General features: G+C 60.6%; 11 protein-coding genes. 3 read left to right on the forward strand and 8 right to left on the reverse strand.

Going from position 1 to position 13983, the window contains the following annotated elements:
* Nucleotides 1–11: 11 nt before the first annotated feature.
* From AC2TDJ_RS00960 to AC2TDJ_RS00975, 4 genes are read right to left on the reverse strand one after another with little or no spacing between them, the layout of a single operon-like run.
* Entirely contained in the window at nucleotides 12–2054 is a 2043-nt protein-coding gene (locus AC2TDJ_RS00960) for a hypothetical protein (RefSeq protein ID WP_480838348.1), read from the reverse strand.
* Nucleotides 2051–4813, reverse strand: coding sequence for a DUF4159 domain-containing protein (locus tag AC2TDJ_RS00965; protein ID WP_480838350.1), 2763 nt, complete (start codon nucleotides 4811–4813; stop codon nucleotides 2051–2053). The genes AC2TDJ_RS00960 and AC2TDJ_RS00965 overlap by 4 nt, the downstream gene beginning before the upstream one ends.
* Nucleotides 4810–5685 (reverse strand): DUF58 domain-containing protein, encoded by an 876-nt coding sequence (locus tag AC2TDJ_RS00970; protein WP_480838352.1) that lies wholly within the window; start codon nucleotides 5683–5685, stop codon nucleotides 4810–4812. Before AC2TDJ_RS00970 ends, AC2TDJ_RS00965 begins: the two co-directional genes overlap by 4 nt.
* Nucleotides 5682–6689, reverse strand: coding sequence for an AAA family ATPase (locus AC2TDJ_RS00975; protein ID WP_480838354.1), 1008 nt, complete (start codon nucleotides 6687–6689; stop codon nucleotides 5682–5684). Before AC2TDJ_RS00975 ends, AC2TDJ_RS00970 begins: the two co-directional genes overlap by 4 nt.
* 64 nt (nucleotides 6690–6753) lie before the next feature.
* On the opposite strand from AC2TDJ_RS00975, the gene AC2TDJ_RS00980 reads away from it, so the two are divergent.
* Nucleotides 6754–7335, forward strand: a complete 582-nt coding sequence (locus AC2TDJ_RS00980; protein WP_480838356.1) for a DUF1285 domain-containing protein — start codon at nucleotides 6754–6756, stop codon at nucleotides 7333–7335.
* Here AC2TDJ_RS00980 and AC2TDJ_RS00985 read toward each other — a convergent pair.
* Nucleotides 7332–8267 (reverse strand): DMT family transporter, encoded by a 936-nt coding sequence (locus tag AC2TDJ_RS00985; protein ID WP_480838358.1) that lies wholly within the window; start codon nucleotides 8265–8267, stop codon nucleotides 7332–7334. The genes AC2TDJ_RS00980 and AC2TDJ_RS00985 overlap by 4 nt on opposite strands.
* A gap of 182 nt (nucleotides 8268–8449) precedes the next feature.
* Between AC2TDJ_RS00985 and AC2TDJ_RS00990 the strand changes: the two genes are divergently transcribed.
* Nucleotides 8450–9205, forward strand: coding sequence for a hydroxypyruvate isomerase family protein (locus tag AC2TDJ_RS00990; protein ID WP_480838360.1), 756 nt, complete (start codon nucleotides 8450–8452; stop codon nucleotides 9203–9205).
* Nucleotides 9206–9304: 99 nt separating this feature from the next.
* On the opposite strand, the gene polA is transcribed toward AC2TDJ_RS00990, so the two are convergent.
* Entirely contained in the window at nucleotides 9305–12106 is a 2802-nt protein-coding gene (polA, locus tag AC2TDJ_RS00995; protein WP_480838362.1) for a DNA polymerase I, read from the reverse strand.
* Nucleotides 12107–12233: 127 nt separating this feature from the next.
* The gene (locus AC2TDJ_RS01000; RefSeq protein WP_480838364.1) at nucleotides 12234–12413 is read right to left on the reverse strand and encodes a zinc-finger domain-containing protein; all 180 of its coding nucleotides are present in this window, start codon (nucleotides 12411–12413) and stop codon (nucleotides 12234–12236) included.
* Nucleotides 12414–12500: 87 nt separating this feature from the next.
* Here AC2TDJ_RS01000 and AC2TDJ_RS01005 point away from each other — a divergent pair, with 87 nt between their 5' ends.
* Nucleotides 12501–13493 carry an ABC transporter ATP-binding protein gene (locus AC2TDJ_RS01005; RefSeq protein ID WP_480840178.1) on the forward strand — a complete coding sequence of 331 codons (993 nt, stop codon included), beginning with the start codon at nucleotides 12501–12503 and terminating at the stop codon, nucleotides 13491–13493.
* On the opposite strand, the gene AC2TDJ_RS01010 is transcribed toward AC2TDJ_RS01005, so the two are convergent.
* A complete protein-coding gene (locus tag AC2TDJ_RS01010; RefSeq protein WP_480838366.1) occupies nucleotides 13490–13954 on the reverse strand; it encodes a DUF1203 domain-containing protein in 465 nt (154 codons plus the stop codon). The two genes, AC2TDJ_RS01005 and AC2TDJ_RS01010, sit on opposite strands and share 4 nt — an antisense overlap.
* Nucleotides 13955–13983 lie beyond the last annotated feature (29 nt).

Genomic DNA, 13983 nt, shown 5'->3' on the forward strand with positions numbered 1-13983 from the left:
GCTTAAGCTGGCTAGTGCCGTCCCTCTCGCAGCCAACCGGCCAGCAGGAACCCACCGGCAAGAAGCAGAACCAGCCACGGTGGCAACAGCCCGGCCTGTGTGACATCGCGGGTCTCATACGCGTTTCGCGGTGTCAGCCCAATCCAGCCACGCCCGGCAGCCGGCCGCCCGGCGCGCACGTTCCGGATCACGGGCAAGCCATCCTCAACGCGGATCGAACCGCCGCGCAGGCTGGCCAAAACCGGATCCAAAACCTCGTCGGTGGCAATTGTGCGTTCAAACTCCTTGGGGGCTGCGGGACCAAGGCCGATCACTGCGGAATGGTCGCCTTCCTGCAGGCGGTAAAGGCCAATCTCGGGACCGAAATACTGTGCTTCGAACCGTCCCGGCAGAACCTCTTGCAGCTCGACCTGTAGGGTTTCGCCGTTGGGACGGGTCACAGTCACCGAACCAACCTCATCGCTCAGGGTTTGGCGAATGATGCGCATGGATTGACCGGTGGCCTCGGCCCAAAGCGCTTCTTCCTCAAGCTCGGGTTCTTTCATCATCCAGTGGGCCAGCCTGCGCAAAAGCTCAAGCTGCGGGCCGCCGCCTTCGAACCCGCGACTCCACAGCCACGCATGGTCCGAAGCCAGCAGCGCCACGCGCCCGTCGCCGACGCGGTCCAGAACCAGCAGAGGCCGCTCATCCACGCCCGTCATCAACACTTCGCCTGTGCGGTGGTTCACATCGATCTGGCGCAACCACGCGCCCCAGCTGTCTGCATCGCCCAGATCTGTGGTCACAGGGTGACGTTGGCCCAGCTCCGAGACCATGGGAACATATCGTTCCTCGATGACCCGCGCGGTGGGTTGCGCCGGCAGCAGCGGTGCCAGCGGCGACCGAAATATACTGTCTGCCGATGCAAAATCCGGGCCAGCGGCAATCAGCACCGCGCCACCGTCGTTGATATAGTTGGTGACGTTGTCCAGATAGATCGCCGGTAAAATGCCCCGCCTTTTGTAGCGGTCGAAGATGATCAGATCAAAATCGTTGATCTTTTCCAGAAACAACTCGCGCGTCGGGAAGGCGATCAGCGACAGCTCATCCACCGGCACGCCATCCTGTTTTTCGGGGGGGCGCAGGATGGTGAAATGCACCAGATCAACCGAGCTGTCGGATTTCAGCAGGTTGCGCCAGGTGCGCCCGCCCGGATGCGGCTCACCCGAAACCAGCAGAACACGTAGCCGGTCGCGCACGCCGTTGATCTGGATCAGCGCCGTGTTGTTGCGATCGGTCAGCTCACCCTCGGCCCGGGGCACGGTGAACTGGATGACGTTGCGTCCGCCGTGCGGCAGCGTAATCGGTACGTCGACGTCGAGCCCGATGGGCATGGCAAAGCTTTCAGGTTCGCCACCGTCAACCGAGATTTCCAGCGGTGCGGTGACGGCGCCGGGCGGCACGGCACCGCTGTCTTCGACCCGCAATGTCAGGGTTACCGGTTCGCCGATGATGGCAAAGGCTGGAGCGTTGCGAACGATCAAACGACGATCCCAGTCATCAGCGCGCCCCGTCTGCAACAGATGCATGGGCGCGGGCAGGTCCGGGGCCTGATCAACATCGTGGACGATGCCATCCGAGACCACAAGGATCCCGGCAATGCGCGCCCGCGGTTCCTCGGCCAGGGCGGCATTCAGGGCGGCCATGATTTGCGTGCCTTCGTCGCCGTCCCCGTCGCCGACGCGGATTCGGCGCAGTTCGGTGTTTTCACGGTTTTCGATCTCGGCTGCCAGTTCCCCGGCGGCTTGTGCCGTCTGCTCGGCACGGTCCGATAACGCCTGACTGGCGCTTTCATCCTCGATCATCAAAACGATGTCCGTCAGCGGCGCGCGGTCTTCGATTTGATAAACCGGGCCCGACAGGGCCGCGATCACAACCAGAGCCGCCAGCCCACGCAACGCCCAGCCCGAAAGGCCGCGCCACAGGGCCAGGATAACTCCGCCCAGGCCAATCGTGGCCACGACCGCCAGGATCGGCCAGGGAACCAATGGGTCAAATATTACGGTTCCGGTCATTGTCCCAACCTGTCCAAAAGGGCGGGCACGTGGACCTGATCGGATTTGTAATTACCGGTCAGAACATGCATCACCAGATTGACGCCAAAGCGATGGGCCAACTCACGTTGGCGCTCGCCCGCATAGCCTCGGCCGACCGGCAACAGCGCCTGCCCATTGCGATCGACGGCCCAGGCCCCGGCCCAGTCGTTACCGCCTATGACCACCGGCGTGACATTGTCGTTCAGGTTTCGGAAAGGCATCCCTTCGATCTGTTCCGCATCCAGCGGGGCCGCTTCGACCCAGACCTCGGCACCGGCATAGCGGCCGGGGAAATCCTGCAGCAGATAGAACGCGCGGGTCAAAACGTGGTCGCGGGGAACAGGTTCTAACGACGGGATATTCAGCGGGGCCGCCAATTGTTGCAGTTTACGGCCATTTGCACTGGATGCCCCAAATCCAGCGATATTCGCGTCACGCGTGTCAAACAGGATCATCCCACCCGAGCGTAAATATGCGTTCAGCTTTGCATAGGCCTCGGCCGAGGGTTGTGGCTGATCCGAGGTGATGGGCCAGTAGAGCAGCGGGAAAAAAGCCAGCTCGTCACGTTCCAGATCGACGCCGATCGGCTCCGCCGGTTCGACGGAGGTGCGATAATAGAGCGTCTGAACCAGCCCGCGCATTCCGGCCAGCGCGATGTCGTCCACCTGTGTATCGCCCGTCAGCACATGTGCAAGAACCAGTTCCTGAGTGGCATCCAGCGCAAATTCAGTTTCCTCGGGCGTTTGCGCCTGGGCCTGGGGCACCGCCATCAAAACCCCCAGCCCAATGACTGCCGCGCGCGCCAGACCCAAACGACCCGACAGAGACAGCGAAGCGATCACATCCACGGTCAGCAGGATCAGGGCCAGACTCAGCAGCAGCCCTCCGATGGGCGTTTCGGCACTGACTTCCTGCCCTTTGATCGGAATGTCCTGAGGCCAGACGATCGGGTTCAGAACAGAACCATCCGACAAAACATTCAGCGCCAGTTTCTGTTTGCCGCTTTCATAAAGGCCGGGACGCAGTTCAGGGCCAATGTCGTCAGAGACCAGTTCGACCCCGTCCACTCCGGGCAAATTCCCGGCTTCCGACAGGGCTCCGAATCCATCGAGAATCTGGATCGGCTCCCACGTGGTGCCTTCCAGTTGTTCCACCTGCCGCGACTTGGCGGCCGAAGCGACAGCAAGCCGGTCGAGCATCTCGACGAACAAACCTGACAACGGCAGACTGGACCATTCCGCATCCGCGGTGACATGGAACAGAACCACCTGACCCAGCCCCAACGACTTGCGCGTCACCAGAGGCGTGCCATCGGACAAGGACGCAACCACCCTGTCCGCAAGGTTGGGATCCGGTTGCGCCATGACCTGAGTGGTCACAGTCACGTCTTCGGGCACCTTCAGCCCATAAAACGGCGAGCTTTCCGGGAAAGGCGCCAATCCCTTGGCCTCGCCCCAGCTCATCGCGCCACCAACCGACCGTCCACCGCTGCGCAATCGAACCGGCAGCAAGATATCCTCCTCGTCCCGGCCAAGGTCGCTGGCAGCCATGCGAGGCCCGGCAAAGCGCAGCAACAAACCGCCCTGTTCAACCCATTCGACCAACTCTGACTGTTCGGTGTCGGACAGTTTGGCCACATCCGCCAGTACGATCACGTCCGGATTGGCGGGCAGAACCTCCAACAAACCACCGTCGACAAAATCGGCAGTCGGGATCAGGACCTGCGTCAGATAGTGTAACGGAGACAGCAGCTCCAACCCTTCACGGTTGAGCGTCCCAGCAATCAGCGCGACCTCGCGGCGGCGCAGGCTGTCGTCGATCAGGGTGACGGCACCGGCAGACCGTTGGCCCTGTATCTCGAACCGGGTAATCCGGGCGCGCAGCTCGGAAGGCAGTGCCAACTCGGTCTGCGCCTGATCAGAGCCGCTTTCGAACTGCATTTCCGCCGAATGCAGAACCCGCATGGCGCCTGCCGGATCGCGTCCTTGCGCCAGCAAAGTGATGGAAACCGGCCCGGTTGTATCAGCCCGCAGCGCGGTCAGTAAGATCGACCCGTCCTGATAGGCAGCCGGAGCGACCGCGACGACCTGAGACGGAGACAAATAGGCCGTGACCGCTCCCCGCGATTGTAATGCCGAAAGCAACCGGTCATGCCCTTCATAGGACAGGCGGTCACTGAACCAATGTGTATCGAATTCGCCGGAAACTTCGTCCAGTGCTGCAATCGCGGCCGAAATCTGCGCTTCGGTCGGCTGCCAGGGCATCGGTGTCAGACCGGGCAAGCGACCGCGCCAGGCTTCGGCCGACTGGAAGATCGGCGTTTCCGGCTCTGTCAGACGCAGGATCGATACCGGGCGCCCTGCCCGGCCTGCCTCGGTCAATTGCGTATCGATCTGGTCCAAAGTCGAGGCCCAGCGCGTCGCGCCCGCCCAGCTGGCGTCCAGAACCAACAAAAGAGGGCCTGAACCGGTCTCGTCGCGCGCAGGGTTCAGAACCGGGCCGGCCAGACCGATGATGATCGCCGCCGCCGCCAGCATGCGCAGCAGCAACAGCCACCAGGGCGTTCGGTCAGAAACGCTCTCGTCGTCTTTCAGGCCCAGCATCAAAGTGACGGCCGGGAACAGGCGGCGGATTGGCGCAGGCGGCACGGCGCGAAGGATCAGCCACAGGATCGGCAGGGTCAGAAGACCCAGCAACACCCAAGGGGCGGTAAAACCGATAACCGTCAGAACCGTCACAATGCACCTCCATCCAGCGCCCGATAGAGCCACAACAGAGCCGATTGCGCGCTTTCTCCGGTGTGATGCAGGCCCAGTTGCCAGCCGGTCGAACGGCACAGTTGCGCCAACGCGTCCTTCCGCTCTGCCAGCCTGTCCAGGTATCGCTCGCGCAGGTCACCGGCCTTGAGGGTTTCGTGACGGACGGTGCCGCCAACACTTTCGAATATGGTTCGGCCGCGATAGGGAAACGCCTCTTCGCTCGGGTCGAGGACCTGAAGCAGAACACCGCGTACCCCTCGGTCGGCAGATTTCGTCAAGGCCAGTTCAACTTCGTCCAGAGGCCCCAGAAAATCGGAGATGAACACAGCCCGCGCGTGCGGAATCATCGCGCGGTGCTCTGGTGGCGCATAGTCCGTCACTACATCCTCGGACCACGCTTCTGCCAGTCGGATGATCTGTGCATTGCCGCGCCGGGGTGGCAGCGTGGTGCCCGTCAGGCCAACGCGTTCGCCCCCGCGCACCAGAAGTATGGCAGTCGACAGTCCCAACAGACGCGCGCGGTCAGCCTTGGCTGGCAAAGCCTTGTCCGATGCAAACCGCATCGACGCACCCTGATCGACCCACAGCATGATGGATTGGGCAATCTGCCATTCCCGTTCCCGGACAAATTGCTGATCCCCGCGTGCCGAGCGCCGGTGATCGATCAACCGGCGACTGTCGCCGACCTGCGCGGGGCGGTATTGCCAGAAATCATCGCCCAACCCCGAGCGCCTGCGCCCATGGTCGCCCAGCAGAACGGTGCCTGCCAGGTGTTCGGCTCGCGCCAATAGCGGTGGCAGCCGGGACGCCTCGGCCTCGGATCGTTCGCGAAGGGTCAGCGCGGCATTCACGCCGCGGCCTCGGTCCGGGTCAGTCCGAGCGCCGTGGTTTCGATCAGATCAGCCAGACTGTCACCGCGCGCGCGCGCGGCAAAGTTCAGCGCCATACGATGGCTGAGCACCGGGCGCGCCATGTCCAGCACATCTTCGGCGTTGGGCGCCAGACGGCCTTGCAACATCGCACGGGCCCGTACCGTCATCATCAGCGCCTGCGCCGCGCGAGGGCCCGGGCCCCAGGCCACGGTTTCCGCCACGCGGTCAGATACGCCCGGTTCTTCCGGGCGGAAGGCGCGCACCAGATCAAGGATCAGTTCAACGACCGAGTCACCAACAGGCATCCGGCGCAACAGAACCTGCGCGGCCAGCAGTTCGTCTTTGGTGAATATCTGGCTGGCCTCTTCCTCTTCGACCCCGGTTGTGGCCAGCAGGATGTCGCGTTCGGTCTGGCGGTCGGGATAATCCACATCGATCTGCACCAAAAACCGGTCCAGTTGGGCTTCGGGCAGCGGGTAGGTTCCCTCTTGTTCAATCGGGTTCTGCGTGGCCAGCACGTGGAACGGTACGCCCAGCGAACGATCTTCACCCGCGACGGTCACCGTACGCTCCTGCATTGCCTGCAGCAGCGCCGACTGAGTCCTTGGACTGGCGCGGTTGATTTCATCGGCCATCAGCAGCTGGCAGAAAATCGGACCAGAGATGAACCGGAAGTGGCGGCTGCCATCCTCGGCAGTGTCCAGCACTTCGGACCCCAGAATATCGGCCGGCATCAGGTCAGGCGTGAACTGGATTCGGTTGCCATGCAGCCCCATCACGGTCGACAGCGTCTCGACCAGGCGGGTCTTGCCCAGCCCCGGAAGTCCGATCAACAATGCGTGACCGCCACACAACAAGGCCGTCAGCGTCAGATCCACGACCCTCTCTTGCCCGATAAAACGGCGTGTGATCGATGATTTGGCGTCTTGCAGCTTGTTTTCCAGCGCTTCGATCTCGGCTACGAGGTCGGCGGGTTCGGTCATGACTTTCCCTTCCGTGGACTATTATGATTGAAGTGTATCGCGCTGAGAGGAAATGGCAAAAGCAATGAGCGGACAAAAACCTGTTACACCTTCGCCTGATGGTTTGGCGGCATCAGTCAAAGCAGCCAAAACGCGGGGTTTACCGCCCGTTCACCTGTGGAATCCTCCGTTTTGTGGCGATCTGGACATCCGGATCGCAAAAGATGGGACCTGGAGTTATTTAGGGTCGCCCATCAACCGGTTCGAGCTTGTGAAGCTATTTTCCTCAATTCTTAAGAAAGAAGGTGACCGGTTTTACCTCGTGACGCCGGTCGAAAAGGTGGGAATCACCGTCGAGGACGCACCTTTTGTCGCCGTGGATGTCGATCGTGCAGGGGAAGGCGAGAACCAGATGCTGACCTTTACAACCCAGGTCGGGGATACGGCGACGGCCAGCCCGGATCACCCGATCAGAATTGAATTCGATACGGAAACAGACGAGCCATCACCCTATGTATTGATCCGCGCAAACCTTGAGGCCCGCATCGATCGCAAAAGCTTCTATCGCCTGGTGGACATCGGAATCCATCACGAAAACTGGTTCGGTGTCTGGTCTGGCGGCCAGTTCTTCCCGCTCACGACGTCGGACAGTCTGGCAGAGGATTAAGACAGCCGTGGCTTGCGATCCTGCGCCAGAATGACGGCACATGCCACGATGCCGGCCCCCAGCGCGCGGGTCCAGTTCCACTCGTCCCCCAGCATGACCATGATCACCATCACGTAGAACGGCGCGATGTTGATGTGAAATGACGCGAGCGCGACACCCAATCTGGAAATCGACCCGACGAACAGTATCTGGCTGATTCCCATCGAAATCAGCGCATAGATCGCCAACATCCCCATCTGCTCGGAATCAATTGCGGCTTTGGGCATGATATCCATGCCCAACTGGTGTGAGGCGAACATCAGGATGGCCGCCATGACCAGCCCACCGGCGAATATGATCGTGGCGCGCCCGGTCTGACTCAATTCGGGAAAATCCCGCGCCGTCGCCTGACTGGCCCAGCAGAACAGACCCGTTGAAAGTACCGCGCAAGCCGCACCCAACCCAAGCTGCGCGGGGGCCATGGCACTGGTGGCGACCAAGCCGCCCACAATGGAAACCAGAACACCGATGGCGAAGTTCCATTTCAGCCGTCTTGTGCCTGCAGCAAGCTCCAGCAAGGTTGCTGTGAGGGGCGCACAAGAGGCGATAATGGCCACGGTCACAGGGTCCGTCAGTTTCTGCGCCAGAATCAGCAGAAACATGCCCGTACCCAGGCCAAACCCACCTACGAACAGCGCATGCCCCCAACGGGCACGCAGAACGCGATCCGGCCCGTCAATCAGCACCCAAACCGGGATCAGGAAAAGAACGGCCAGTGCCAGTCGAGCGGTCAGCAAAGCCACGGGCGGCCAGGTCTGCAGCAATATCTCAGCCGCCGGAAACCCGGCAGCCCACGTCAGCATAGAGGCGACGGCCAGTGAATTGCCGGACAATGCCGATTGCCGACCATCAGACGCAACAAGGGTGTTCCCGCGAACGGGCTCCGGGCTCATCGCCATCGCATTCAGACCTTTTTTCCGACACGGCGTCAGGTAATTGATTCGCCGCAATGGGCTTACGATTTCTGAAATGGCAGGTGGGTTCTGGTCGATTTTCGACAATCTGTCGTTTTCAGTCCCTTTCGGCGATCACATCCGACCGCTAAGGTTGCCGCGCCTGCCACTCGAGACTGCCCATGCCCCGGTTTGCCGCCAATATTTCTCTCCTGTTTTCCGAGCTTCCTTACCTCGAGCGGTTCGAGGCCGCAGCACAGGCCGGGTTCGATGCGGTCGAGATCCTGTTTCCCTACGAACTGGCCGCCAAGGAAACCCACCGGGCGCTGCTGGCCAACGGGCTGGAGCTTGTTTTGATCAACGCGCCACCGCCCAACTACACAGGCGGGGCGCCCGGTTATGCCGCAGTTCCGGGCGGTGAGGCGCGCTTTCAGTCAGATATCAAACGCGTCCTGCGGTATGCCGAGGTGCTGCGGCCCGGCCTGATCCATATCATGTCGGGATACTCATCAGGGTCTCAGGCGCTGGATTGCTTTGTACAAAACCTGCAATGGGCCGCAGATCTCGCGCCACAGCAGAGCTTCACAATCGAACCCCTGAATCCGGTCTCCCAACCGGATTACTTTCTGAATGACTACGCACTGGCTGCCGAAGTTCTGGATCGCGTGAACCGTCCGAATGTCGCCCTGCAATTCGATAGTTTTCACGCACATATGATTCACGGCGATGCAATTGCCGTGTGGGAGAGGTATCGGGACCGTATTTCACATGCCCAGATCGGGGCCGCGCCGGACAGATCGGAACCGGGGCGCGGCGCAACGGATTTCCCGGCCCTGTTCACTGCAATGGACGCTAGCGGATACTCCGGCTGGGTCAGTGCTGAATACACACCTTCGACAACTCAAGCCCTCGCCAGTCTGCATTGGATGCGGCAATAATATCGCCTTGGCGGCGGTGTGCCCGGTCAGGCCGCAGGCTTGACCCGCTGCAAAGATGGCCCGCCGGGCCTGATGAGCAGCGCGTTCCTTTGCCCGAACTCAGTGCGCCTCGGCCCAGTTGGCGCCCTGTCCTGCGTCAACCACCAGCTTCACGTCCAGCTCTACGGCGGGATCAGATGCGCCCTCCATCACGTCCCGCGCCACCTTGATCACCTGATCCACAGCGTCTTCGGCCACTTCGAACAGCAGTTCGTCATGCACCTGCAGCAGCATTTTTGCGGGCAGGTCGGCGATAGCGCTCGGCATCCGCACCATCGCGCGCCGGATGACATCCGCCGCGGTACCCTGAATCGGCGCGTTGATTGCTGCCCGGCGCGAAAAGCCGGCATGCGGTCCCTTCGCATTGATCTCAGGCGTATGGATTTTGCGCCCAAACAGAGTCTGCACATAGCCATTTTCTTTAGCGAACGCGACAGTGTCGTCCATATAACGGCGAATGCCCGGAAAGCGTTCGAAATAGCGGTCGATGAACCCCTGCGCCTCGGCCCTTGGAATGCGCAGGTTGCGCGCCAGTCCAAAGCCCGAGATGCCATAGATCACACCAAAGTTGATCGCCTTGGCCTGCCGACGGATATCCGGCGTCATCTCGTCCAGCGGCACATCGAACATCTCGGACGCGGTCATGGCGTGAATGTCCAACCCATCCGCGAAAGCCTGTTTTAGAGCCGAAATATCAGCGATATGCGCAAGAATACGCAGCTCGATCTGACTGTAGTCCAGGCTGACCAGCACGTTCCCCGGCTCGGCAATGAACGCCTCGCGAATGCGCCGTCCTTCCTCGGTGCGCACCGGGATGTTCTGCAGGTTCGGATCGGTCGAGGCCAGACGTCCCGTGCTCGCTCCGGTGATCGAATAAGATGTATGCACCCGACCCGTATCCGGATTGATATGGGTCTGCAACGCATCCGTATAGGTCGATTTCAGCTTGGAAAGTTGACGCCAGTCCAGCACCCTGCGTGGCAACTCATGTTCGGTCGCCAGATCCTCAAGAACGTCTGCTCCGGTAGAATATTTCCCGGTCTTACCCTTCTTGCCGCCTTCCAGACCCATCTTGTCGAACAGGATCTCGCCCAGCTGCGCGGGCGACCCGACGTTGAAATTTTCACCCGCCAACTCGTGGATTTCAGCCTCTAACCCGGCCATTTTTTGCGCAAAGGCGTTAGACATGCGCGACAGGACATCGCGGTCGACCTTGATGCCGTGCATCTCCATCTCGGCCAGAACCTGCACCAAAGGACGTTCGAGGGTTTCATAGACCGTCGTCACCTGCACCTGGTGCAATTGCGGTTTGAACAGCTCCCACAGGCGTAGCGTGATATCCGCATCCTCGGCGGCATAGGCCGTGGCCTCGTCGATCGGTACCTTGTCAAAGGTGATGGCCGACTTGCCGGATCCCAACAGCGGCTTGATCGGGATCGGTGTGTGGCTCAGATACCGCTCGGACAAAGTATCCATGCCATGCCCGTGCTCACCCCCATGCATCGCGTAGGACATCAGCATCGTGTCATCGATTGGGGTCACCGTCACCCCATAGCGCTTGAAAATCTTGGCGTCGTATTTCATGTTCTGCCCGATTTTCAGGATCGACGGATCCTCGAACATGCGCTTAAGCAGTGTCAGAGCCTCATCCAACGGCATCTGCCCCTCTGCCAAGGCATCCGAGCCGAACAGATCGCCACTCGCCCCATCGCGATGTCCCAGCGGGATGTAACAGGCCTCGCCCGGCTCCACGCACAAAGAGATGCCGACCAGATCAGCGATCATTTCGTTCAGCCCGGTAGTCTCGGTATCCACAGCAATCCAACCGCGCTCGTAAGCTTGATCGATCCATTTCCGCAGAGCACCTGCGTCCCGCACGCATTCGTATTTCGACGCGTCAAACGGGAGGGCTTCGGCCCCCGGCACTTCTGCAACAGGCAACGGTGCATCCGCAATCACCGGCGCCTCGACCCCCAGTTTTTCGGCAATCCGCTTGGTGAGGGTGCGGAACTCCATTTCGGCCAGGAAACTCATCAGCGTGCCCGGCTCGGGATCGCGCACTTCAAGATCATCCAGCGTGAAGTCCAGAGGCGTATTCTCATCCAATTGCACAAGTTTCTTGGACAGCTCGATCTGGTCGCGCTTGTCGATCAGGGTCTGGCGGCGCTTGGGTTGCTTGATTTCCTCCGCCCGATCCAGCAGCGTTTCCAGATCGCCAAATTCGTTGATCAGCAAGGCCGCTGTCTTTACCCCGATGCCGGGCGCGCCCGGCACGTTATCCACGCTATCCCCGGCCAGAGCCTGCACATCGACCACCCGCTCGGGACCCACACCGAATTTCTCGAACACCCCATCCCGGTCGATGCGCTTGTTCTTCATCGCATCCAACATCTCGACCCCGTCGCCGACCAGTTGCATCAGGTCCTTGTCGGAACTCACGATGGTCACACGTCCCCCGGCTTCGCGCGCCTGAACAGCCAGTGTGGCAATGATGTCGTCCGCCTCATAACCTTCCAATTCTTTGCAGGCGATGTTGAAGGCCTTTGTCGCTTCACGCGTCAGAGGTATCTGCGGGCGCAGATCCTCGGGCATCGCCTCGCGGTTGGCCTTGTACTGGTCGTAAAGGTCATTGCGGAATGTGTGAGACCCCTTGTCGAAGATCACCGCCACATGGGTAGGTGCGTCCGGCCCAGCGTTACCTTCGACATACTTTTGCAGCATGTTGCAAAACCCGGATACAGCCCCGATCGGCAACCCATCCGATTTTCGCGTCAGCGGAGGAAGCGCGTGATAGGCGCGAAAAATAAACGCTGATCCGTCGATCAGATGCAGATGACAACCTTTTCCGAAATTCGTGGTCATTGCGCACCCTCTCCTGATCTCATCCGACAACACTAATGCCACGGGCGCGGCGGCAGAACCACCCACACCTCGGCCTCGACTTTCATCTTTTCAAAAATACTCAATGCCCGACCCGGGCGGCACGCGTTTAGGCTTCGGCCTCGCGTCCCGCCAGCACATACTTGCAGTCACAATAAGGACACTCGACCCAGCCGGTATCCTCGGGGATCTGCAACCAGACACGCGGATGGCCCAATGCGCCTTCGCCGCCGTCACAGGCGACACGGGCGGTTTCGACGATCTTGGTTTCCGGCGCTTCGATGGTCACGGCTGGCGATCCTTCTTCGGTTGTCGGCCTCGCGGGCATGCATTAGGTGCGTTTATGAGCGATGAACAAACCGGGGGCAAGAGCCACATGGCCGATGCGGCAATCAGGATCGACGGGCTGCGCAAGACCTATCGGGGCGGCAAGGGCCAGCCTGAGAAACATGCGTTGAAAGGCATTGATCTGGCGGTGCCGCGCGGCTCGGTTTTTGGCCTGCTGGGGCCCAATGGAGCTGGAAAATCGACCCTGATCAACATTCTTGCCGGGTTGGTTGTAAAATCAGCGGGCAACGTGTCGATCTGGGGTTTCGATCAGGATCAGTATCCACGCCAGTCCCGCGCAGCGATCGGAGTGATGCCGCAAGAACTGAATCTCGATCCGTTCTTTACCCCGCGCGGCGCGCTCGAGGTGCAGGCCGGGCTTTACGGCGTGCCCAAGGCGCAGCGCCGCAGCGATGAGATTCTCGAACTTGTCGGCCTCAGTGACAAGGCCGAAGCCTATGCGCGCACGCTCTCCGGCGGCATGCGGCGTCGGTTGCTGCTGGCCAAGGCTCTGGTGCACCACCCCAAGATTCTGGTGCTGGATGAACCCACAGCCGGCGTGGACATCGAACTGCGCCAGATGCTCTGGACAAATGTGCGCAAGCTGAATGAACAAGGCATGACCATCATCCTGACCACGCATTATCTGGAAGAAGCACAGGAAATGTGCGACGAGATCGCCATCATCAACCATGGCGAAAAGATCGCGCAGGACAGCACTGCCAATCTGCTGGGCCGCATGGACAGCCGCACGATGGTGATCATTCCTGACGGCCCTGTCACAAAACTGCCTGAAACCAAGGGTGTCGAGTCCGCCCTGCGCGACGATGGCAGTCTGGTGCTGCAATATCGCAGTGCCATAACCACCGCCGAGCAGGTTCTGGAATCCGTCCGCGCCGCCAGTATCCGCATCCGCGACGTCCGGACCGAAGAGGCCGACCTCGAGGATGTGTTCCTTGCGCTGACCTCCAGTCGCAAAGATGATCCGCCGGCGGATGATCAGGATCAGCCGCGCCGGGGCATTCACCGGGTCAAGCTTTAGGTGCGGTCGATCCGCGCCTGATAGCAGTTGTTCCGTGCAGACCGGACGTGGATATAGGCAACATCCGGGCGGGCAAAGATTTCGCTGACCTTTGCGCCGATCTGATCCGTGGGAGTGATTGCTCCGGTGCCATAGACGATCCGGTCATCCGATCCGTATCCCTTGATCAGGTAGTCCGGGGATGAGGTCAGGATTTCGGGTAGACCTGCGCCCTCGTACCGCTCACATGGCGCTGCACACAGAAAGATCGGCCCGGTCTCGGCATAAGGTTGTGTCTCTAAAAAAGGCCGAAATGACAATATCAGCATCTCTCCGCCCTCTGGAATGTTCTGCAGGCAATGACGGCAGGGATTACCTGCACCCGTCGAAATGGCACGCTCGGGTTTGACTCCGTAAGCATCCGGTCCGCCTGCCTGAAGGGCGCGTACTTCTTCCGTAGATAATGCAGTGATCTTGAACATCTCTGGTCTCCTTCGTTGTCCTGAACATG

The sequence above is a fragment of the Ruegeria sp. HKCCD6647-2 genome, from assembly GCF_057221075.1.

Bases quoted from the DNA above. Each gene is read 5' to 3' on its own strand.
- AC2TDJ_RS01010 (WP_480838366.1), bottom strand. From the start codon at position 13,954: ATGTTCAAGATCACTGCATTATCTACGGAAGAAGTACGCGCCCTTCAG.
- AC2TDJ_RS00980 (WP_480838356.1), top strand. From the start codon at position 6,754: ATGAGCGGACAAAAACCTGTTACACCTTCGCCTGATGGTTTGGCGGCA.
- AC2TDJ_RS00960 (WP_480838348.1), bottom strand. From the start codon at position 2,054: ATGACCGGAACCGTAATATTTGACCCATTGGTTCCCTGGCCGATCCTG.
- AC2TDJ_RS00985 (WP_480838358.1), bottom strand. From the start codon at position 8,267: ATGAGCCCGGAGCCCGTTCGCGGGAACACCCTTGTTGCGTCTGATGGT.
- AC2TDJ_RS01005 (WP_480840178.1), top strand. From the start codon at position 12,501: ATGGCCGATGCGGCAATCAGGATCGACGGGCTGCGCAAGACCTATCGG.
- polA (WP_480838362.1), bottom strand. From the start codon at position 12,106: ATGACCACGAATTTCGGAAAAGGTTGTCATCTGCATCTGATCGACGGA.
- AC2TDJ_RS00990 (WP_480838360.1), top strand. From the start codon at position 8,450: ATGCCCCGGTTTGCCGCCAATATTTCTCTCCTGTTTTCCGAGCTTCCT.
- AC2TDJ_RS00975 (WP_480838354.1), bottom strand. From the start codon at position 6,689: ATGACCGAACCCGCCGACCTCGTAGCCGAGATCGAAGCGCTGGAAAAC.